Here is a 21,235-nt window from a genome sequence, read left to right as displayed (position 1 = left end):
GTCAGCGCGCCAGTATCAGGCTCATCGCCTCGGCACGGGTCGTCGCATCCCGCAACTGCCCCCGCACCGCCGACGTGGTCGTCTTGGCGCCCGGCTTACGAATGCCGCGCACCGACATGCACATGTGCTCGGCCTCGATGACGACGATCGCTCCCCGCGCCTCGAGAATCCGCATGAGCGAGTCGGCGATCTGCGTGGTGAGTCGTTCCTGCACCTGAGGGCGGCGGGCGAACACCTCGACGAGACGCGCAAGCTTCGACAGGCCGGTGATCTTGCCGGTCTCGGCCGGGATGTAGCCGACGTGAGCCACGCCATGGAACGGCAGCAGGTGATGCTCACAGAGGCTGACGATCTCGATGTCCTTCACCAGGACCATCTCGTCATGCCCCAGATCGAACGTCGTCGTCAGCACGTCCTCGGGCTCCTGCCGCAGCCCGGCCAGAAGCTCGTGATAGGCCCGAGCCACCCGCCCCGGCGTCTCCCTGAGCCCCTCCCGGTCCGGGTCCTCGCCGACCGCGATCAGCAGTTCGCGCACGGCGTTCTCGGCGCGCTTCTCGTCGAATTCGCCGATGAAGCCCTCGCCGTCCAGCGTCACGGGGTCGGTCATGTCGTGCCTCGTTCCTAGATGTCTTGCACAGGCATACGAAGATGCCGCGCCCCCCAGGCTAAAACCAGGGGGGCGCGGCAATCATTCCGGGCCTGGTGAGACCACCGAGGCCGGGAGGGTCAGCCTTCCGGACGCTCCTCGGGGGCCGGTTCCGGGACGGGCTCCGCCGAGGTGGTGGCCTTGGCGGTGGTGATCGCCGGGGTCGCTCCGTTGGCTCCGTTCGTCAGTGCCAGCTCCTTGGGGGAGAGCACCGGCGGGCGGGTGGACGGGGTGCGACGCGACGAGCCGGTCCAGGCAGGGCGCGGCGGGCGCTTGACGATGGGAGCGAAGATCTCGGCGATCTGCTCCTTGTTCAGCGTCTCCTTCTCGAGCAGCGCGAGGACCAGGTTGTCCAGGACGTCGCGGTTCTCGACCAGGATCTCCCAGGCCTCGTTGTGCGCGGTCTCGATGAGCTTCTTGACCTCTTCGTCGACCAGCGCGGCGACCTCTTCCGAGTAGTCGCGCTGGTGAGCCATCTCACGTCCGAGGAACGGCTCGGTGTTGTCGCCGCCGAACTTGATGGCGCCGAGACGCTCGGTCATGCCGTACTGCGTGACCATCGCGCGGGCCGTTGCGGTGGCCTTCTCGATGTCGTTCGCAGCGCCCGTCGTCGGGTCGTGGAAGACCAGTTCCTCCGCCGCCCGGCCGCCCAGCATGTAAGCCAGCTGGTCCAGCATCTCGTTGCGGGTGGTGGAGTACTTGTCCTCCTCCGGCAGGACCATCGTGTAGCCGAGGGCCCGGCCTCTCGACAGGATCGTGATCTTGTGGACCGGATCGGAGTTCGGGGAAGCCGCCGCGACCAGGGCGTGGCCGCCCTCGTGGTACGCGGTGATCTTCTTTTCCTTGTCCGACATGATCCGGGTCCGCTTCTGCGGGCCCGCCACGACGCGGTCGATGGCCTCGTCCAGGAAGTGGTTGTCGATCAGCTTCTTGTCGCCGCGCGCGGTGAGGAGCGCGGCTTCGTTCAGCACGTTCGACAGATCCGCACCCGTGAAGCCCGGCGTACGGCGCGCGACCGCCGACAGGTCCACGTCCGGAGCGACCGGCTTGCCCTTCTGGTGAACCTTGAGGATCTCCAGACGGCCCTGCATGTCCGGGCGGTCGACCGCGATCTGGCGGTCGAAGCGGCCGGGGCGCAGAAGGGCCGGGTCGAGGATGTCGGGCCGGTTCGTCGCGGCGATGAGGATCACGCCGCCCTTGACGTCGAAGCCGTCCATCTCGACGAGCAGCTGGTTGAGGGTCTGCTCGCGCTCGTCGTGACCGCCGCCGAGGCCGGCGCCGCGGTGGCGGCCGACCGCGTCGATCTCGTCGACGAAGACGATCGCCGGGGCGTTCGCCTTGGCCTGCTCGAACAGGTCACGGACTCGGGAGGCACCGACACCGACGAACATCTCGACGAAGTCGGAACCGGAGATCGAGTAGAAGGGCACGCCCGCCTCGCCCGCTACGGCGCGCGCGAGCAGGGTCTTGCCGGTGCCAGGAGGCCCGTAGAGCAGTACGCCCTTGGGGATCTTGGCGCCCACGGCCTGGAACTTCGCCGGCTCCTGGAGGAATTCCTTGATCTCCTGGAGCTCCTCGACGGCCTCGTCCGAGCCTGCGACGTCCGAGAACGTCGTCTTCGGGGTGTCCTTGGTGATGAGCTTCGCCTTGGACTTCCCGAAGTTCATCACTCGGGAGCCGCCGCCCTGCATCTGATTCATCAGGAACAGGAAAACGACCACGATGAGGACGAAGGGGAGCAGGGAGAGCAGGATCCCGACGAAGGGGTTCTGCTTGGACGGCGAGACTGTGTAGCCGTCCGTGATCTGCTTGTCCTGGTATTTCTGCTGCAGCGTGCCGGCGATGGTCACGCCCTGGTCGCCGATATAGCTGGCCTGAATCTTCGAGCTGCCCTCGATCTTCTGGCCGTCCTTGAGTGTGACCTTGATGGTCTGCTCGTCGCCGGTGGTCAGCTTGGCCGCTTCGACCTTGTTCTCATTGATCGCCTGGACGACCTGGCCGGTGTCCACCGTCTTGTAGCCGCCGGACGAGCCGACGACCTGCATCAACACGACCACGGCAAGGACGGCCAGCACGATCCACATGACCGGCCCACGGAAGTATCGCTTCACGTCCATCCATACGGAGCGGTGCCGCCCCGTCCCTCCTGCCATAGTGAGTTTGATAAGACAGTTCTTCTGACGGTACCCCAGCATTGTGGGCCGAAGCCGCACAGGGCCGCAGGCAATCCCGTCTGCATGCTCCAACGCCGCTGAACCCGCTGGGGTTCCCGATCGTCTTACAGGGCTTGGCCCGAGTGGCTCAGCCGCCGTAGACGTGAGGCGCGAGCGTACCCACGAACGGGAGATTGCGGTACTTCTCGGCGTAGTCGAGGCCGTAGCCGACGACGAATTCGTTGGGGATGTCGAAGCCGACCCACTCGACGTCGATGGCGACCTTGGCGGCTTCGGGCTTGCGGAGCAGGGTGCAGATCTTCAGGGACTCGGGCTCGCGGGAGCCGAGGTTGGAGATCAGCCAGGACAGGGTCAGGCCGGAGTCGATGATGTCCTCGACGATGAGGACGTGCTTGCCCTTGATGTCGGTGTCGAGGTCCTTGAGGATCCGTACGACACCGGAGGACTGGGTGCCCGCGCCGTACGAGGAGACGGCCATCCAGTCCATCGTGAGCGGGGTGGACAGCGCACGCGCCAGGTCCGCCATGACCATCACCGCGCCCTTGAGGACGCCGACGATCAGCAGGTCCTTGCCCGCGTACTCCGCGTCGATCTTCGCGGCCAGCTCGACCAGCTTGGCGTCGATCTCTTCCTTGGTGATGAGTACCGACTTGAGGTCGGCACCCATGTCTTTCGCGTCCACCCGCATCACTTTCGGTCGTCCCACCGGCGCCCACCCCCCGGAAGGAGGGCGAGGATTCAGCCTTGCCGAATCACCAGTCTGCCACCCTGCCGCTGGGCGACGACTTTGCCGGGGAGATTGATGGCCCCCTGGCCGCGCCAGCCGGTGATCAGCTTGTCGACTTCCTCGATGTGGCGGGCGAAGAGCGAACCGGCGGGGGCGCCTGCCTCGATGGCGGCGCGGCGCAGGATCCGGCGGCGTACGGCGGGCGGCAGGGCGTAGAGCTTCGCGCACTCCAGGCGGCCCGCCGCGTCCCGGACGGCGGCCTCGGCCTGGCCGGCCCAGGCGTCGAGGGCGTCGGCGTCGTCGCGGGAGAGCTGGGCGGTGCGGGCGAGGGCTTCGACGACGCCTTTGCCGAGCGCCTTCTCCAGGGCGGGCAGGCCCTCGTGGCGCAGCCGGGAGCGGGTGTAGGCCGGGTCGGCGTTGTGCGGGTCGTCCCAGACGGGGAGGGACTGGACCATGCAGGCCTTGCGGGCGGTCTGCCGGTCGAGGTGGAGGAAGGGCCGGCGGTAACGGCCGTCGGCCCCGGAGACAGCGGCCATTCCGGACAGTGAGCGGATGCCGGAGCCGCGGGCGAGGCCGAGGAGGACGGTTTCGGCCTGGTCGTCGCGGGTGTGGCCGAGCAGGACGGCATCGGCGCCGTGGCGGACGGCGACGGCGTCGAGGGCGGCGTACCGGGCGTCGCGGGCGGCGGCTTCGGGCCCTCCCTCCCGTCGCCCCCCACCACCCCTATAGGAGGCGCTATGCGCCACCCTTGCCTTTTGGCCGACGCGCACGGCGACGGACTCGACCGGGTCCAGGCCGAGTTCGGTGAGGCGCAGGACGACTTCCGCTGCGCGCACTTCGGAGCCGGGCTGCAGGCCGTGGTCGACGGTGACGCCGCCCGCGCGGATGCCGAGTTTGGGGGCCTCGAAGGCGAGGGCGGAGGCGAGGGCCATGGAGTCGGCGCCGCCGGAGCACGCCACGAGCACGAGCGGCGAGGACGGGCGCTCGTGCGCGGCCTCGGTGGTGGGGTGGCTGTGTTCGTTGAGGATGTCGTGGAGGACGCGGCGAACCGCCAGGCGTATCGCCGCGACCGCAGGATGGGGACCCATGTCCGGTTCCCTTCATGAAGTTTTCGGGGGTGAGCTCGGTTCGGTCACTCAGAGTGTGTAGATGGTGACAGAGCCGGGCCGTTCCCCGAGCATCGCACGCCTACCCACGGCTCACGGTCCCTCGGACGGGTGATTGGAGGGGCGTTCACCCGTCGTCGGCCGAATTCCCTTCACCACGCACGGCTCCCTTGCACCACGGACCGCGCTGATTCACGACTCGGCCTTGCGATGCACCCGCGCGATCCAGTCCGCCGGTTTGGCGATCTCCACCTTGGTCGGCAGTGTGTTCGGGGAAGTCCATACGCGGTTGAAGCCGTCCATGCCGACCTCGTCGACGACGGCGCGTACGAAGCGTTCGCCGTCCCGGTACTGCCTGAGTTTGGCGTCCAGGCCCAGCAGCTTGCGCAGGGCCATGTCCAGTCGGGAGGCGCCCTTGGCGCGGCGCTGCTGGAATTTCTCGCGGATCTCGGCGACGGACGGCACGACGGCCGGGCCGACGCCGTCCATGACGAAGTCGGCGTGTCCCTCCAGCAGGGACATCACGGCGGTGAGGCGGCCGAGGATCTCCCGCTGGGCCGGGGTCTGCACGATCTCCACGAGGGAGCGGCCGCCGTCGTCCTCCTCGCCCTCGGGGCGTCCGCCCGCGAGGGACTGCGCGGCTTCCCGGACGCGCTCCAGGACGGTCATGGGGTCGACGTCGGTCTCCCCCAAGAACGACTGGATTTCGCCCTCCAGGTGGTCCCGCAGCCAGGGCACGGCCGTGAACTGCGTGCGGTGCGTCTCCTCGTGCAGGCACACCCAGAGCCGGAAGTCGTGCGGCTGTACGTCGAGTTCGCGTTCCACGTGCACGATGTTCGGCGCGACGAGCAGCAGCCTGCCGCCGCCGTTCTCCCCCGCCGGGAGTTCGCGGGTGGCCGGGGCGAAGGTCTCGTACTGGCCGAGGACGCGGGAGGACAGGAAGGACAGCAGCATGCCCAGTTCGACGCCGGTGACCTTGCCGCCGACGGCGCCGAGGACCGCTCCGCCGGGGGTGCTGCTGCGCCGCTCCTGCATCTTGTCGAGCAGCGGCTTGAGGATCTCCCGGAACCCGGCGACGTTCGCCCGGACCCAGCCGGGGCGGTCGACGACGAGGACGGGGGTGTCATGGGCGCCTTCCGTGCCCATTCGGGTGAAGCCCCGGACGTGTTGCTCGGAGGCTTTGGCATGCCGGCGCAGCTCTGCGACGACGGCCCTGGCCTCGTCGCGGCTCACCTCGGGGCCCGGCCTTACGAGCCGGGTCGCGGTCGCCACCGCGAGATTCCAGTCGACCATCTCGGCACCACCGATGCTCGTCATGCGTCAACGGTACGTGAGCGTTCCCACTTGGGGCAGGCCGTGCGGGCTCGGACCGGGGCCGGGTCAGCGGCAACCGCAACTCGCCAGCGCCGTCGCCGCTGTGTCCAGTGCCTTCTGCGCCGCCTCCGGATCGGTCGTGTCCGACGCCAGGAACGCGAACGCCAGCAGGTGCCCGTCCTGGTCCACCACCGTTCCCGCCAGGGCGTTGACGCCGGTCAGGGTGCCGGTCTTGGCTCGTACGATGCCTGCCGCGCCGTCGGTGTAGCGGCTGGTCAGGGTGCCGGTGAAGCCTGCCACGGGGAGGCCGGTGAGGGCGGGGCGGAGTTCGGGGTGGGCGGGGTCGGCGGACTTGGACAGGAGGCCGGTGAGGAGGCCGGCGGTGATGCGGTCGTCGCGGCTCAGGCCGCTGCCGTCCTTGAAGTGCGCACCCGCCACGGGGAGTCCGAGCTTCTTCAACCGGGCCTGGATCGCCCTGCCCGCGCCGTCGAAGCTCGCTTCCTCGCCCGTGGCGACGGCGGTCTGGCGGGCCAGGGCCTCGGCGATGTCGTTGTCGCTGTTGGTCAGCATGCGTTCCACCAGGGCGGACAGCGGGGGCGACTGCACCGTGGCGAGGGTGTCGGCGCGGCCCGTCGCCTTGGAGGGGCCCGGCGCGGTCGTCTTGATGCCGTGATCCTTCAGGAGGTCCGCGAACGTGCGGGTCGCGTCCGCCGCCGGGTCCTGCACCCGCTTGACCTGGCCGCTCGTCGAGTCGTCCGTGCGGGCCTCGTCGGCCATCAGGGCGGTGACGAGGGCGAGGTTGGGGTTCTCGCCGATGGTGTGGCGTTCGGGACCGGCGTACAGCGTGGTGTCGTAGGAGAGCGTCACCTCGCGCAGCCCGCGCTTCTTCAGGGCCGCGGCCGTCTTGTCGGCCAGAGTGCGCAGGCTGGCCCAGCCCTCGGCGTCCTCGCGGGCCGTGAGGGTGGGGTCGCCGCCGCCGACGAGGACGAGTTCCTTGGTGTCGGGTTCGAGGGCTGCGCGGGTGGTGAGGCGGTGGTCGGCGCCCATCGCGGAGAGGGCGGCGACCGCGGTGGCGATCTTCGTGGTGGAGGCGGGGGTCAGCGCTTCGCCGGCGCCGGAGGCGTACAGCTGCTTGCCGGTGGCGAGGTCGACGACCGCGGCGGTGTGCCGGCCGAGTGCGGCGTCGTTCAGGAGGGGGTCCAGGACGTCGGCGAGGGCCCCGCTGTTCGGCGCGGACTTCACCGTGTTGGCGGTACCGCCGAGGCCGGTGAGGACGGACGCGGCGCTGGGGGCGGGCCGGGGCGCCCTGGCCGCCGTACCGGAATGACGACCGTGATCTGCGCCACCCGTGGACTCCTGAGCGGCTGCCCGGTCCCGCTCGGCCGTACGCTGACCGGAGGAGTCCCAGGGGCCGGCCGCGGTCACCACAGAGGCGGCCAGGGCCAGTCCGGCGATGGCGGCACCGGTGGTGTACTGCCAGGTCTTCAGCCCCGTACCCCGCGCGACCTGCGGTTTCGCGGCCCGGGCCAGCCGCGTGATCCGCGGCCGCACGGCTGCCGTGGCCTGTTCGACGCGCGGTCGTACGGCGTCCGCTGCTCGTGCGAGACGCGGTCGTACGGCGTTCGCGATCCGCACCACATGCGGTTTCGCGACCCGCCACGGCCTCTGCTCTGGCACGACCACCAGCCCCTTTCGCGATCACACACCTGCGTGAGGGACACTTAACCACCAGAACTATGTGTTGATCATGGAGGAGCCACCGGTGGAGTTCGACGTCACGATCGAGATTCCGAAGGGTTCGCGGAACAAGTACGAGGTGGACCACGAGACCGGTCGGATCCGCCTGGACCGTCGACTCTTCACTTCGACCAGCTACCCGGCCGACTACGGCTTCGTCGAGAACACCCTCGGCGAGGACGGCGACCCGCTGGACGCGCTGGTCATCCTGGACGAGCCGACCTTCCCCGGTTGCCTGATCCAGTGCCGCGCGATCGGCATGTTCCGGATGACCGACGAGGCCGGCGGCGACGACAAGCTGCTGTGCGTGCCCGCGCACGACCCGCGGGTGGAGCACCTGCGTGACATCCACCACGTGTCGGAGTTCGACCGCCTGGAGATCCAGCACTTCTTCGAGGTCTACAAGGACCTGGAGCCCGGCAAGTCCGTCGAGGGCGCCGACTGGGTGGGCCGTACCGAGGCCGAGGCCGAGATCGAGCGGTCGTACAAGCGCTTCAAGGACTCGGGCGGTCACTGATTCTGCCGTCACCGAAGGGGCCGCACGTGCGTGCGGCCCCTTCGCGTATGTGTGCGCATACTGAGGGCTGCGATACGGGTCGTTCAGGGAGCGCTACGCAGTGACGGACGCGGAGGACCGCAAGCCGAGGTCGGACGAAGCGAGGACTGTCTACGACTCCGAGGTCACGTCGGAGTTCGCGATCCCTCAGGGGCTGGCCGCGCCCAGGACCGGCGGCGAGTCGGAGACGACGTCCGAGTTCGCGGTGCCGGACGGGCTGGAGGTGCATCCGGCGGCGTTCGACGAGCCGGAGGGGTCGGCGTTCAGTACGCCGAAGATGTACCGCGCGCGGCAGGCGCCGCCCGCGTTCACGCCGCCGAGCGGCATCCCTGTCGTCAGCCTGACGAAGGACCTGCCCTGGCAGGACCGGATGCGCACGATGCTGCGTCTGCCGGTGGCCGAGCGGCCCGCGCCGGAGGCGGTGCACAAGACGGAGGACGAGGGCCGGGCCGTCCCCCGCGTGCTCGACCTGACCCTGCGTATCGGCGAGTTGCTGCTGGCGGGCGGTGAGGGCGCGGAGGACGTCGAGACGGCGATGTTCGCGGTCTGCCGGTCCTACGGGCTCGACCGCTGCGAGCCGAACGTCACCTTCACGCTGCTGGCGATCTCCTACCAGCCCTCCCTCGTCGACGATCCGGTGACGGCCTCCCGGACCGTGCGGCGCCGGGCCACCGACTACACGCGGCTCGCGGCCGTGTTCCACCTCGTGGACGACCTCAGCGATCCGGAGATCTCGATCTCCCTGGAGGAGGCGTACCGGCGGCTCGCCGAGATCCGACGCAACCGGCACCCGTATCCCACCTGGGTGCTGACCCTGGCCAGCGGGCTGCTCGCGGGGGCCGCCTCCGTGCTCGTCGGCGGTGATCTGATCGTGTTCGTCGCGGCCATGCTCGGCGCGATGCTCGGCGACCGGCTGGCGTGGCTGTGCGCGGGGCGTGGGCTGCCGGAGTTCTATCAGTTCACCGTCGCCGCGATGCCTCCGGCCGCGATCGGGGTCGCGCTGACCGTCGCCCACGTGGACGTGAAGGCGTCCGCCGTCATCACCGGTGGGCTGTTCGCGCTGCTGCCGGGGCGGGCGCTGGTGGCGGGCGTGCAGGACGGGCTGACCGGGTTCTACATCACCGCGGCGGCGCGGCTGCTGGAGGTCATGTACTTCTTCGTGGGCATCGTGGTCGGGGTGCTCCTTATCCTCTACTTCGGGGTGAAGCTGGGTGCGGAGCTGAATCCGGACGCGGCGCTGGGGGACACGAACCGGCCGCTGTGGCAGATCGGTGCGTCGATGTTGTTGGCGCTGACGTTCGCGGTGCTGTTGCAGCAGGAGCGGTCCACGGTGCTGTGGGTGACCCTCAATGGGGGTGTCGCCTGGACCGTGTACGGCGCGATGCACTACCCGGGCGATCTGTCGCCGGTCGCTTCTACGGCCGTGGCGGCGGGGTTGGTGGGGCTGTTCGGGCAGTTGCTGTCGCGGTATCGGTTCGCTTCCGCGTTGCCCTTCACGACCGCGGCGATCGGGCCCCTGTTGCCGGGGTCGGCGACGTATTTCGGGTTGTTGTCGATCGCGCAGAACCAGATTGACGAGGGGTTGGTTTCGTTGGCCAAGGCCGCGTCGTTGGCGATGGCCATCGCCATTGGGGTCAATCTGGGGTCGGAGATCTCTCGGCTGTTCCTGCGGATTCCCGGCGGGGCTGGGGCGGGGCGGCGGGCGGCCAAGAGGACGCGGGGGTTCTGAGCGCCGGGCGCCTATGAGCTCGGGGCTTCTGTCCGTCTGCGGCTGCGGGCTCGTTGTGGCTTGTCGCGCAGTTCCCCGCGCCCCTGATGGGGCGCTGCACGCACCCTCAGTTCCGCGGGTAGCCGTCCTCGTTGTACGGGTACTGCTGCTGGGGGTACTGCTGCTGGGGGTACTGCGGCGGGGCGTACGACTGCTGGGGCTGGTGGTAGTAGTCGCCGTACTGCTGGTCGCCGTACTGCTGCTGGCCCTGGTCGGTCGGGGAGATGCGGCGGAGTTGGGTCGTGGCGTCGTCCATGACCTGGGGCTGGGGGGGCTGCGGCTGCTGGGGCGGGGTCTTCTTGTTCTTGGAGCGGGCCCGGAGGAACTCGATGATGATCGGGACCACGGAGATGAAGACGATCAGGATGAGGATCGCTTCGATGTTCTTCTTGACGAAGTCGATGTCGCCGAGCCACGCGCCGAGCGCGGTCACGCCGGCGCCCCACAGGATGCCGCCGACGATGTTGAAGATCAGGAACGAGCGGTACCGCATGCCACTGACGCCGGCGATGATCGGCGTGAAGGTACGCACGATGGGCACGAAGCGGGCCAGGACCAGGGACTTGGGGCCGTACTTCTCGAAGAAGTCGTGGGCCTTGGTCACGTTCTCCTGCTTGAAGAAGCGGGAGTCCGGGCGCGTGAACAGCGACGGGCCGACCTTCTTGCCGAACATATAGCCCGCCTGGTCGCCGAGGATCGCGGCGACGCAGATCAGGGCGATGGCGCCCCACAGGGGGAAGTCCAGCTGCTTCGACGTGATCAGCAGACCGGCCGTGAACAGCAGGGAGTCACCCGGCAGGAAGAAGCCGATCAGCAGACCCGACTCCGCGAAGACGATGAGGAGCAGGCCCCACATCCCGAAGTTGTCCAGCAGCGTGTTCGGATCCAGCCAGCTCGGTCCGAGGGCAAGCGTCGTCACGGTTCCGGGCTCCTGAGGGGTTGGGAAGTGCGGTGGCCGGTGCGGCCGGACAAAGCTATCAACGCAAAACGTCCGTCCCAGGTTCCACCGGTGTCTCCAGGATGCACTGTGCGGTCAGTGAGGCGAAGCTGTGGGTCATGGGCATCGAGGATTACGGCGGCGGCCAGGGGCCCCAGCCGGACGTATTGGTCGTGACGACGAACGACATCCCCGGATATCGCGTCCAGGAGGTTCTGGGCGAGGTCTTCGGGCTGACCGTGCGGTCGCGGCACCTGGGCAGTCAGATCGGCGCCGGGCTGAAGTCGATGATCGGCGGCGAGCTCCGAGGGCTGACGAAGACGCTGGTCCAGACCCGGAACCAGGCCATGGAGCGGCTCGTCGAGCAGGCACGCGCGCGTGGAGCCAACGGAGTGCTGGCGTTCCGCTTCGATGTGACGGAGGCCGCGGACGTCGGCACGGAGGTGTGCGCGTACGGGACGGCGGTGGTCCTGGCCCGGGAGTAGGTCGACGCCCGGGCCAGGGGGTTACGAGGTCTGCCGGGCCGCGTTCGCCGTGATCGCGTCCCTGAGGTGTTCGGCGAGGCCGGGGCGCATGGAGTCGTAGAACGCCTTGAAGCGCTCGTCGGAGACGTACATCTCGGCCAGTCCCATGTGGAGTTCGTACGTGCACTCGTAGAACCACCGGGTGATGTGCCGCCGGTGCTCCTCGGCCATGTCCATGGCCCGCTCGCCGGTCGGCGGCTCGTCGGCGGCCATCAGGGCGTCATAGCGCTCGCCCCAGTCGGCCACCTCGGCCTGCATGCGCTTCCAGTCCTCCTTGGTGTAGCTCGCGGCGCGGCGCTGTGACTCGGCGTACGCCTCCGTGCCGCCCCAGCGCTGTTCCGCCTCCTCGGCGTACTGCTCGGGATCCTTGTCCCCGAACACCTCGAACTTCTCCTCGGGCGTGAGATTGATGCCCATCTTGCGTGCCTCCATGGCGTGTTCCACGGCCGCCGCCATTTTCCGCAGCTTCTCGATCCGGGCGGTCAGCAGTTCGTGCTGGCGGCGCAGGTGTGCGCGCGGGTCCGTCTCCGGGTCGTCGAGCAGGGCGGCGACCTCGTCGAGCGGGAAGCCGAGTTCGCGGTAGAACAGGATCTGCTGCAGCCGGTCGAGGTCGGCGTCGCTGTAACGCCGGTGCCCCGCGTGGCTGCGCTCGCTCGGGACGAGCAGGCCGATGTCGTCGTAGTGGTGCAGCGTGCGCACGGTCACGCCGGCGAATCCGGCCACCTGGCCCACCGAGTAGCTCACGGTTTCCGCTCCCTTCTGGGTACGCACTTCAGGCTGAGCCCTCACGCGACGTGAGGTGCAAGCCCCGATCCGCTCGCACCCATATGCAGGAACGATGCGGCTTCACTCGGACGGGTGGCGCTACCGTCGTAGCGGGAACAGATACGAGCGCCACCACACACGATCTTCCCCATGGGAGCAGTCATGGCCGCAGAGGCACACACCGAGCAGCACACGCGGGCCACTCCTGAGAACTGGATGTTCCCGCCCGAAGAGGGCTGGACATGGGACCAGGTCAAGGAGCTGGACGTCCCGTTCGACTGGGAACTCGTGGATGGGAAGATCGTGGTACGTGGGGCGCCGAAGTGGTGGCACGACCGAGTGCGGAATCGGCTGTACATGGCGCTGGAACTGGCCAAGCGCCCGCCGTACGGTGCCGAAGCCGAGCGTCCGATCCAGTTGGATGAGCACAACGTCCCCAGGCCGGACGTCATCGTGTACGACAGGACCGAGATCGACGTCCGCACCATGGAGTGCACACCCGTCGCGTCCGTGGTCCTTGCCATCGAGGTGGTCTCACCCGGTTCGCGCAAGGAGGATCGCTTCCTGAAGCCCGCCATGTACGCCGAAGCCGGAATCGCCCACTACTGGCGGGTCGAGCGCGGCGAGAACGACATTCCGGTCGTGCACCAACTCTGGATCGAAACAGACAGCGGAATGATGGTCCCCCGGCCAGACCGCCCCGTCCACACCGGCAAACTCAGCACCATCGTCCCCTTCCCCGTCGAGATCGACCTGCGGTCCCTGATCGAGGACTGACCCGCCAGGCGATACGCCCGATCCGTCCGTACCCTCGCAGAATGCCCCTCCACAAAGGCCCAGCCGAACCCGACGAGCGCCCCCTCTCCGTCAATCCCCTCTACGGCGAGGCCAACCCGGTCGCCGGTATGACCCAGGCGCCGCCCAAGCACCGGCTCCCGGACCACCCCATGGCGCCCACGACGGCGTACCAACTCGTTCACGACGAGCTGATGCTGGACGGCAACTCGCGGCTCAACCTCGCCACCTTCGTCACCACCTGGATGGAGCCACAGGCCGACATCCTGATGGCGGAGTGCCGGGACAAGAACATGATCGACAAGGACGAGTACCCGCGCACCGCCGAGCTGGAGCGGCGCTGTGTGGCGATGCTCGCCGACCTGTGGAACGCGCCCGATCCGGCGGCGGCCGTGGGCTGTTCCACGACCGGTTCGAGCGAGGCGTGCATGCTCGCGGGGATGGCGCTGAAGCGGCGTTGGAGCAAACGGAATCAGGGCGGCCGGCCGAATCTCGTGATGGGCGTCAACGTCCAGGTCTGCTGGGACAAGTTCTGCGCTTTCTGGGAGGTGGAAGCCCGCCAGGTCCCCATGGACGGCGAGCGGTTCCACCTCGATCCACAGGCCGCCGCCGAGCTGTGCGACGAGAACACCATCGGGGCCGTCGGCGTCCTCGGCTCCACCTTCGACGGTTCGTACGAGCCGATCGCGGACCTGTGCGCCGCCCTGGACGACCTCCAGGCGCGCACCGGCCTCGACATCCCGGTGCATGTCGACGGCGCGTCCGGCGCGATGGTCGCGCCCTTCCTCGACGAGGACCTGGTGTGGGACTTCCGCCTCCCGCGCGTGGCGTCGATCAACACCTCGGGCCACAAGTACGGGCTCGTCTACCCGGGCGTCGGCTGGGCCCTGTGGCGCTCCCCCGCCGAGCTGCCCGAGGAACTCGTCTTCCGCGTCGACTACTTGGGCGGCGACATGCCCACCTTCGCGCTCAACTTCTCCCGCCCCGGCGCCCAAGTGGTCGCGCAGTACTACACGTTCCTGCGGCTGGGCCGCGAAGGTTACCGGGCGGTGCAGCAGTCCACCCGGGACGTGGCCCGGGGCCTCGCCGAACGGATCGCCGCGCTCAGTGACTTCCGGCTGCTGACCCACGGCGACGAGTTGCCCGTCTTCGCCTTCACGACCGGCCCGAACGTGACGTCGTACGACGTCTTCGACGTCTCCCGGCGGCTGCGCGAGCGGGGCTGGCTGGTCCCGGCGTACACCTTCCCGCCGAACCGCGAGGACCTGTCCGTGCTGCGGGTCGTCTGCCGCAACGGCTTCTCGGCGGATCTCGCCGAGCTGTTCGTCGAGGACCTGGGCCGCCTGGTGCCGGAGCTGCGCCGGCAGCCGGGTCCGCTGACGCGGGACCGGGAGATGGCCACCGGGTTCCACCACTGAGCGGTTCGCTGGAGTGCGGTTCGATCACTGCGGGCCGGCGGGGGCTGGTCGCGCAGTTCCCCGCGCCCCTTACGGGGCGCTGTGCGCCACCGGCTCCCACCAGTCCCGCTCAGCGACTCAGCCGCCCGAACCGCCGTACCGCCAGCGGGAAGAACACCGCCAGCAGGATCAGTGGCCATACGACCGCTGCCCAGACGTGGCCCTGTTCGCCGCCGGGGCCGCCGAACAGGTCCCGTACCGCGGTCGCCGTCTGGGACATCGGGTTCCACTCGACGACCGTGCCCAGCCAGTCGGGCATGGAGTCGGGGATGGCGAAGGCGTTAGAGAGGAAGCCGACCGGCCAGATCAGGATCTGGACGGCCACCAGCATCTCCGGCTTCCCCGCCACCATCGCCAGGTGGATGCCGATCCACAGCATCGCGAACCGGAACAGCAGCAACAGGCCGACCGCGCCCAGGAAGCCTCCCACCGAGCCGTTCGCCCGCCAGCCGAGTGCGTAGCCGACGCCGATCATCACCGCCAGGCCGACCGCCGACTGGAACATGTCGGCGGTCGAACGGCCCACCAGGACCGCCCCGTTGGTCATCGGCATCGAACGGAAGCGGTCGATGACCCCCTTGTTGAGATCCTGGGTGACGGCGAGCATCGTGCCCTCCAGGCCGAAGGCCATGGTGAGCGCGAGCATGCCGGGCATCAGATAGTCGATGTAGTCGCCGCGCACGCCCCGGCCGCCACCGACGAGATAGCCGAACATCACCAGCAGCATCACGGGGAAGACCAGCCCGACGATCACCTGGACCGGTTGCCGTGCCCAGTGGGCGAGTTCACGGCGGGTCATGGTCCAGGAGTCGGTCAGTGCGTATGTGGTCATACGGCCTCCTTCGCTCGGTCCGCCGTCAGATGCAGGAAGACTTCGTCCAGCGTCGGGCGCCGCAGCGCGACGTCCTCGGCCACGATCCCGGCCGACTCCAGGGCCCGTACGACCCCGGAGAGCGCCGCCATCCGGTCGGTGACCGGGGCGCTGAGCAGCCGGCGGTCGGGGTCGACGGAGATGTCGTCCTTCGGTACGGGCAGCAGGGCCACGGCCGCTCCCAGCTGTCCCGCGTCGCGCAGGACGACGTCGATGCGGTCGCCGCCGATCAGCCGCTTCAGCTCGTCCGCCGTGCCGTCGGCGATGACCCGGCCCAAGTCGACGACCGAGATACGGTCGGCCAGTTGATCGGCCTCCTCCAGGTACTGCGTGGTGAGCAGGACCGTCGTACCGCCGCCGACCAGTGAGCGGACCGCGGCCCACACCTCGGCTCGGCCGCGTGGGTCGAGACCGGTCGTGGGTTCGTCCAGGAAGAGCACCTCCGGGTCGGTGATCAGGGAGGCGGCCAGGTCGAGGCGGCGCCGCATGCCTCCGCTGTACTGCTTGACCGCCTTGCGTCCGGTGTCCGCGAGGCCGAAGCGCTCCAGGAGCTCGCCGGCCCGCACGCGCGCGTGGCGGGCGCCGAGGTGGTAGAGGCGGCCGAACATCTCCAGGTTCTGGTGGCCGCCGAGTTCCTCGTCGAGCGCCGCGTGCTGGCCGAGCAGGCCGATGCGGAAGCGGACCGCCTGGGCCTCGGTCAGCACGTCGTGTCCCGCCACCTCGATGCGGCCGCTGTCGGGGCGCAGCAGGGTGGACAGAATGCGGACCAGGGTCGTCTTGCCGGCGCCGTTCGGGCCGAGCACTCCGTGCACCGTGCCGCGCGCGACCGCCAGGTCGAGCCCGTCCAGTGCCTTCTTGTCGCCGTACTTCTTGTGTGCGCCTTCGACGATGATCGCCGTGTCGGCCACTGGGACTCCCTCGCTAGTCAAACTTGACTACCACCTCGAAGGTAATACCCCGGACTCGATTAGTCAAACTTGATTAACGATGGTCCTCGGGATGCGGCTGCTGCGTCGCGTACGGGTTCTCCTGGCCCTCGGCGAGGACACCGACGAACGGCTCGCCCTCCCCGGCGAAGGTGTAGGCGCCGCCCTCGATCCGGGCGATCAGCCCCTGGGTCCACTCGGCCTCGGCGTCGGCGGTGTGGATCCAGAGGTTCATGATCTCGCCGATGTGGCCGAGTTGCTCCGGGCCGTCCTCGGGGACGTAGTGCTCGGTGACGGAGGAGCGCCACTGTTCGATCCCGCGGATCCGCTCCTTCAGAAGTGCCACAGCCTCGGCGCGCGGCAGCTCGACGATGAAGCCGATGGCCGCGGACTTCATGTCCATCTTCTGGTCGTACGAGGTCAGCGCCTCGCGCACCAGCCGGAAACACTCCTCTTCGCCGGCCTCGGTGATCTCGTACTCCGTGCGCGGTGGCCCGCCCGCCGTGGACGGGGCGATCTCGTGCGCGATGAGCAGGCCTTGCTTCGCCATCTGCTTCAGGGCGTGGTAGATCGAGCCGGGCTTGGCGTTGGACCACTCGTGCGCGCCCCAGTACTCCAGGTCGTTGCGCACCTGGTACCCATGGGCCCGCCCGTGCTGACGGACCGCACCGAGCACGAGGAGACGGATCGCTGACATGCGGTCCAGGTTAGGCCGTTCGTCGAGGTGCCCCGTGGCCCGGCGTCCTAGAACGGAAACCCGCTCCGCCCGTGCTGTACCGAGATCCACTTCAGGGTGGTGAACGAGTCCAGCATGGTCTCGCCGTTGAGGCGGCCGAGGCCGGAGTTCTTCTCGCCGCCGAAGGGGACGATCGGCTCGTCGTGGACGGTGCCGTCGTTCACGTGGAACATGCCGGTGTCGATCTGCTTGGCGAAGTTCACGCCGCGCTCGATGTTGCCGGTGTGCACGGCGCCGCTGAGGCCGTACGGCGTGTCGTTGACGAGGCGGACGGCCTCGGCCTCGCCGTCGAAGGGGACGAGGAAGGCGACCGGGCCGAAGACCTCCTGCCTGAGGAGGGCCGAGTCGGCGGGGAGGCCGGTCAGGACGGACGGCTCGACCAGGTTGTCCGTGGTCGTGCCGTGCACCAGGGCCGTCGCGCCCTCGGCGATCGCCTGCTCGACGGTGGCCGAAAGGGCGTCCGCCTGGGAGGAGTTGATGACCGGGCCGATGACGGTCTGCGGGTCGCTGGGGTCGCCGACCTTGAGGGTCCTGACCTTGGCGACGAACTTCTCGGTGAACTCGTCGGCGACCGAGCGGTCCACCAGCACACGGTTCGCGGCCATGCAGACCTGGCCCTGATGGACGTACCGGCTGAAGACCGCCGCGTCGACCGCGTAGTCGATGTCGGCGTCGTCGAGCACCACCAGCGCGCTGTTGCCGCCCAGTTCGAGGACCGAGCGCTTGAAGTTCGCGGCGCAGACGGTGGCGACGTGGCGGCCGACCTTGTCGGAGCCGGTGAAGGAGATGACCTTCGGGATCGGGTGCTCGATGAAGGCGTCGCCGATCTCCGCGATGTCCGTGATGACGACGTTCAGCAGACCGGCCGGCAGGCCCGCGTCCTCGAGGATCTTCGCGACCAGGGAGCCACCGCAGATCGGGGTGTTCTGGTGCGGCTTGAGGACGACGGCGTTGCCCAGCGCCAGGGCGGGGGCGACGGACTTCAGGGACAGTAGGAAGGGGAAGTTGAAGGGGCTGATCACGCCCACGACGCCGACCGGCACGCGGTAGACGCGGTTCTCCTTGCCGTCCACCGGAGACGGGATGATCTTGCCCTCGGGGCGCAGCGCCAGCTGGATCGCCTCGCGCAGGAACTCCTTGGCGAGGTGGAGCTCGAAGCCGGCCTTCAGATGGGTGCCGCCGAGCTCCGCGATGATCACCTCGGTGATCTCCTGCTCGCGCTCCTCGATCACGCGAAGAGCCTTCTCGAAGACCGCACGGCGCGCGTACGGGTTGGTCGCGGCCCACTTCTTCTGGGCGCGGGCCGCCGCCTGGTACGCCTCGTCGACCTCGTCGACCGTGGCTATGGTGATCGACGCCAGCTTCTCGCCGTCGTACGGGTTGAAGTCGATGATGTCCCAGGAGCCTGTGCCCGAGCGCCACTCACCGTCGATGTACTGCTGAGCCAGGTCGGTGAAGTAGGACGACATGTGATCCCTCAATCCCTAGCAGACACCGATCGACTGCCATCACCGTCGATCGACTTCACGGTCTGATCACAAGTCATCGTACTTGTGTTTCAAGAGAGTTGAAGGAGACCCCGGAGAAGATCGCGGCTCTCGCCGGGCCCCGGGCTGTCCTGCTGAAGTTCCTTCAGCGCCTTCTCGTACTGGGCCACGTCCTCGTGCTTGTCGAGGTACAGCGCGCTGGTGAGCTGCTCCAGGTAGACGACGTCCGACAGGTCGGACTCCGGGAAGGACAGGATCGTGAACGCGCCGGACTCGCCGGAGTGGCCGCCGAAGCTGAACGGCATGATCTGCAGTCGTACGTTGGGCCGCTCGGAGACCTCGATGAGGTGCTGGAGCTGACCGCGCATCACCTCGCGGTCGCCGTACGGCCGGCGCAGGGCGGCCTCGTCGAGGACGATGTGGAACTCGGGGCCGCTCTCGTCGACGAGGTACTTCTGCCGCTCCAGGCGCAGCGCCACCCGCCGCTCCACGTCCGCCTCGCTCGCGCCCTTCATGCCGCGCCGGACGACCGCGCGGGCGTATGCCTCGGTCTGCAGCAGTCCGTGCACGAACTGCACCTCGTAGGCGCGGATGAGGGAACACGCGCCCTCCAGGCCCACATAGGTGGGGAACCAGCTCGGCAGGACGTCCGAGTAACTGTGCCACCAGCCCGCCACGTTGGCCTCCCTGGCGAGTGAGAGCAGCGAGGTGCGCTCCGACTCGTCCGTGATGCCGTACAGCGTCAGCAGATCCTCGACGTCCCGCGTCTTGAAGCTCACCCGGCCCAGCTCCATCCGGCTGATCTTCGACTCGGAGGCACGGATGGAATACCCCGCGGCCTCGCGCGTGATGCCACGCGTCTCACGCAGTCGCCTGAGTTGCGAGCCGAGCAGCATCCGCCGCACCACCGATCCGGGCTCTCCCGCGCTCACGTTCGCCAGCCTCCCCAACCGTCTTCAGGGCCCGAAGTCTGCCACTAAAACACTCCGAGCAGTACTCGTCCGATTACAGAGATGGAAAGAAGCCAAAGATTCCACTCGGGTTCAAGGGGTGAGGGGCCACCAAGAGGAGGGAAGTGGGCAGAAAAAATGACCAAGAAGCGGTACGGGAGGGTCCAATTCGGTCGCGTGCACGTGCATCTGCCCTTGCATCTGGTTGGCGCATCCGAAACCATGGTCCCGCGCCACCGCTGCATCTGCATCGCAACGACCGCGATTCCCGGGAGTGCCTCGCATGGGGACGAATGGATCGACCATGCTCGAGCCGTTACGGCAGGGCCTTCCGCCGCTGGATCCCGCGGCCGTGTCCAACGCCGCCTCCTGTGCCCTGCCCGCCCGCTACGAAGCGGTGCGCGAGGCGCGGCAGTTCACCCGCAGAACGCTCGACCAGTGGGAACTGAGCGACCGCTTCGACGACGTGTGCCTGGTCGTCTCCGAACTGGTCACCAACTCCCTGCGTCACGCGCTGCCGGGGCCCGCCTGCGTCACGGAGCAGATACCGCCCGTGCGGCTGCATCTGATGCGCTGGACCGAGCGGCTGGTGTGCGCGGTGCGTGATCCCAGTGACGACAGCCCGGTCGCGCGCGATTCGGACGACTTCTCGGCGGAGTCCGGCCGCGGCCTGTTCCTGGTGGACTCGTTCAGCGACAGCTGGGGCTGGCATCCGCTGGCCGGCACCATGGGCGGCAAGGTCGTCTGGGCGCTGTTCCTGCTGTCGGCGCCGAGCGCGGCCGAGTGATCCGCCGCGGCCCTTTCTGGGGCCGCGGTTCTACGCGCGTTACGCAAAGCCAGGGGACGAGCACGGTCAGTTTCCGCCTGGCCGGCCGGTTCCCGGTCCGCTGCCTGGACCGGGTCTCAGCCCGCTATCAAGTGGTCGAACTCGCCGTCCTTGATGCCCAGCAGCATCGCCTCGATCTCCGCACGCGTGTAGACGAGTGCGGGACCGTCCGGGAAGCGCGAGTTGCGCACGGCGACCTCGCCGCCGGGCAGCCGCGCGAACTCCACGCAGGAGCCCTGCGAGTTGCTGTGCCTGCTCTTCTGCCAGGCCACCCGCAGTTGGGCGGCGGCCATGCCGTTGTACACGCCGGACGCGTCGGCAACGTCGTACACGTCGTGGTCCACAGGTCGCTCCCCGGTGGTGCACTGGCTGGTGAGGCCATTGATGCAGTGGTCAACTTGACCCGGATCATAACCGTGTTCCTGTGCAGATGCATGGGCAGATGCACGTGCACGCGCGGTGGTCCTGCGGTTACAGCTTGGGCGGCCCCTTTGCCGAAGCTCTCCAGCGTCTGCCCCGGGGACCGGATCGGATTCCTCGTGTCCTAGGAACAGACGCGTTCCACGCCATTCCTGTTCCATCGGCCGGGGGATCGTGCCAATGCACGAGCAGAACGGGGCCTGCCGGGGAGAGCAGGCCCCGCGTCGGCGCCGGGTGTCACCACGGCCCGGCGGTGTCCTGAGGGGAGCGCGAAGCCTCAGCGGCTCACGTAAGGCAGCAGTGCCATCTCGCGCGCGTTCTTGATCGCGCGGGCCAGCAGGCGCTGCTGCTGGGCGGAGACTCGGGTGACGCGGCGGCTGCGGATCTTGCCGCGGTCGGAGATGAACTTCCGCAGCAGGTCGGTGTCCTTGTAGTCGATGTACTCGACCTTGGCCTGGTCCAGCGGGTTGGGGCGGTTCTTGGCGGGCTTGCGTTCGGGCTTGCGGGCCATGG

General features: G+C 68.7%; 21 protein-coding genes. 6 read left to right on the top strand and 15 right to left on the bottom strand.

What is annotated here, in order from left to right; all coding sequences use genetic code 11:
• Position 1 precedes the first annotated feature (1 nt).
• From folE to dacB, 6 genes are all read right to left on the bottom strand, one after another.
• A complete protein-coding gene (folE, locus tag KCH48_RS29605) occupies positions 2-607 on the bottom strand; it encodes a GTP cyclohydrolase I FolE (protein ID WP_210577962.1) in 606 nt (201 codons plus the stop codon).
• A gap of 119 nt (positions 608-726) precedes the next feature.
• A complete protein-coding gene (gene ftsH / locus KCH48_RS29600; RefSeq protein WP_210578032.1) occupies positions 727-2,763 on the bottom strand; it encodes an ATP-dependent zinc metalloprotease FtsH in 2,037 nt (678 codons plus the stop codon).
• 184 nt (positions 2,764-2,947) lie between these two features.
• Entirely contained in the window at positions 2,948-3,508 is a 561-nt protein-coding gene (gene hpt / locus KCH48_RS29595; protein ID WP_210578031.1) for a hypoxanthine phosphoribosyltransferase, read from the bottom strand.
• Between the two features lie 50 nt (positions 3,509-3,558).
• Complete coding sequence (gene tilS / locus KCH48_RS29590; protein WP_210577961.1) at positions 3,559-4,635, bottom strand: tRNA lysidine(34) synthetase TilS; 1,077 nt, start codon at positions 4,633-4,635, stop codon at positions 3,559-3,561.
• A gap of 210 nt (positions 4,636-4,845) precedes the next feature.
• On the bottom strand, positions 4,846-5,970 hold the full coding sequence (locus KCH48_RS29585) for a zinc-dependent metalloprotease (protein WP_210577960.1): 1,125 nt from the start codon (positions 5,968-5,970) through the stop codon (positions 4,846-4,848).
• A 63-nt stretch (positions 5,971-6,033) separates the two neighbouring features.
• Positions 6,034-7,650: a D-alanyl-D-alanine carboxypeptidase/D-alanyl-D-alanine-endopeptidase gene (gene dacB, locus KCH48_RS29580; RefSeq protein ID WP_307840981.1), complete on the bottom strand. Its 1,617-nt coding sequence runs from the start codon at positions 7,648-7,650 to the stop codon at positions 6,034-6,036.
• 79 nt (positions 7,651-7,729) lie between these two features.
• On the opposite strand from dacB, the gene KCH48_RS29575 reads away from it, so the two are divergent.
• Both KCH48_RS29575 and KCH48_RS29570 read left to right on the top strand, forming a co-directional pair.
• Complete coding sequence (locus KCH48_RS29575; RefSeq protein WP_210578029.1) at positions 7,730-8,221, top strand: inorganic diphosphatase; 492 nt, start codon at positions 7,730-7,732, stop codon at positions 8,219-8,221.
• A gap of 100 nt (positions 8,222-8,321) precedes the next feature.
• Positions 8,322-9,989, top strand: coding sequence for a threonine/serine exporter ThrE family protein (locus KCH48_RS29570; protein ID WP_210577959.1), 1,668 nt, complete (start codon positions 8,322-8,324; stop codon positions 9,987-9,989).
• 106 nt (positions 9,990-10,095) lie between these two features.
• Here KCH48_RS29570 and KCH48_RS29565 read toward each other — a convergent pair whose 3' ends face one another.
• Positions 10,096-10,947 (bottom strand): DedA family protein, encoded by an 852-nt coding sequence (locus tag KCH48_RS29565; protein ID WP_210577958.1) that lies wholly within the window; start codon positions 10,945-10,947, stop codon positions 10,096-10,098.
• A 137-nt stretch (positions 10,948-11,084) separates the two neighbouring features.
• On the opposite strand from KCH48_RS29565, the gene KCH48_RS29560 reads away from it, so the two are divergent.
• A complete protein-coding gene (locus tag KCH48_RS29560; protein ID WP_210577957.1) occupies positions 11,085-11,450 on the top strand; it encodes a YbjQ family protein in 366 nt (121 codons plus the stop codon).
• Positions 11,451-11,471: 21 nt separating this feature from the next.
• Here KCH48_RS29560 and KCH48_RS29555 read toward each other — a convergent pair whose 3' ends face one another.
• A complete protein-coding gene (locus tag KCH48_RS29555) occupies positions 11,472-12,233 on the bottom strand; it encodes a MerR family transcriptional regulator (RefSeq protein WP_210577956.1) in 762 nt (253 codons plus the stop codon).
• A gap of 183 nt (positions 12,234-12,416) precedes the next feature.
• Between KCH48_RS29555 and KCH48_RS29550 the strand changes: the two genes are divergently transcribed.
• Positions 12,417-13,031, top strand: coding sequence for a Uma2 family endonuclease (locus KCH48_RS29550; RefSeq protein WP_210577955.1), 615 nt, complete (start codon positions 12,417-12,419; stop codon positions 13,029-13,031).
• Between the two features lie 41 nt (positions 13,032-13,072).
• Positions 13,073-14,467 carry a glutamate decarboxylase gene (locus tag KCH48_RS29545; RefSeq protein WP_210577954.1) on the top strand — a complete coding sequence of 465 codons (1,395 nt, stop codon included), beginning with the start codon at positions 13,073-13,075 and terminating at the stop codon, positions 14,465-14,467.
• Between the two features lie 109 nt (positions 14,468-14,576).
• On the opposite strand, the gene KCH48_RS29540 is transcribed toward KCH48_RS29545, so the two are convergent.
• The 5 genes from KCH48_RS29540 to KCH48_RS29520 form a co-directional block, all read right to left on the bottom strand.
• Positions 14,577-15,338 (bottom strand): ABC transporter permease, encoded by a 762-nt coding sequence (locus tag KCH48_RS29540; RefSeq protein ID WP_210577953.1) that lies wholly within the window; start codon positions 15,336-15,338, stop codon positions 14,577-14,579.
• Positions 15,335-16,285, bottom strand: a complete 951-nt coding sequence (locus tag KCH48_RS29535) for an ATP-binding cassette domain-containing protein (protein WP_210577952.1) — start codon at positions 16,283-16,285, stop codon at positions 15,335-15,337. The genes KCH48_RS29540 and KCH48_RS29535 overlap by 4 nt, the downstream gene beginning before the upstream one ends.
• A gap of 73 nt (positions 16,286-16,358) precedes the next feature.
• Entirely contained in the window at positions 16,359-17,000 is a 642-nt protein-coding gene (locus KCH48_RS29530) for a PadR family transcriptional regulator (protein WP_210577951.1), read from the bottom strand.
• 47 nt (positions 17,001-17,047) lie between these two features.
• Complete coding sequence (locus KCH48_RS29525) at positions 17,048-18,508, bottom strand: aldehyde dehydrogenase family protein (RefSeq protein WP_210577950.1); 1,461 nt, start codon at positions 18,506-18,508, stop codon at positions 17,048-17,050.
• Positions 18,509-18,597: 89 nt separating this feature from the next.
• Complete coding sequence (locus KCH48_RS29520) at positions 18,598-19,422, bottom strand: helix-turn-helix transcriptional regulator (protein ID WP_210578028.1); 825 nt, start codon at positions 19,420-19,422, stop codon at positions 18,598-18,600.
• Between the two features lie 358 nt (positions 19,423-19,780).
• Between KCH48_RS29520 and KCH48_RS29515 the strand changes: the two genes are divergently transcribed.
• The gene (locus KCH48_RS29515) at positions 19,781-20,263 is read left to right on the top strand and encodes an ATP-binding protein (protein WP_246886070.1); all 483 of its coding nucleotides are present in this window, start codon (positions 19,781-19,783) and stop codon (positions 20,261-20,263) included.
• A 116-nt stretch (positions 20,264-20,379) separates the two neighbouring features.
• On the opposite strand, the gene KCH48_RS29510 is transcribed toward KCH48_RS29515, so the two are convergent.
• A complete protein-coding gene (locus tag KCH48_RS29510; protein ID WP_210577948.1) occupies positions 20,380-20,646 on the bottom strand; it encodes a DUF397 domain-containing protein in 267 nt (88 codons plus the stop codon).
• A gap of 353 nt (positions 20,647-20,999) precedes the next feature.
• A complete protein-coding gene (rpsR, locus tag KCH48_RS29505) occupies positions 21,000-21,233 on the bottom strand; it encodes a 30S ribosomal protein S18 (RefSeq protein WP_210577947.1) in 234 nt (77 codons plus the stop codon).
• Positions 21,234-21,235: the final 2 nt, after the last annotated feature.

The sequence above is a fragment of the Streptomyces sp. GESEQ-4 genome, from assembly GCF_017948455.1.
Classification (GTDB): Bacteria; Actinomycetota; Actinomycetes; order Streptomycetales; family Streptomycetaceae; genus Streptomyces.
Note: the sequence above shows the minus strand (reverse complement) of the source record. Positions and strands in the feature narration are given on the sequence as shown.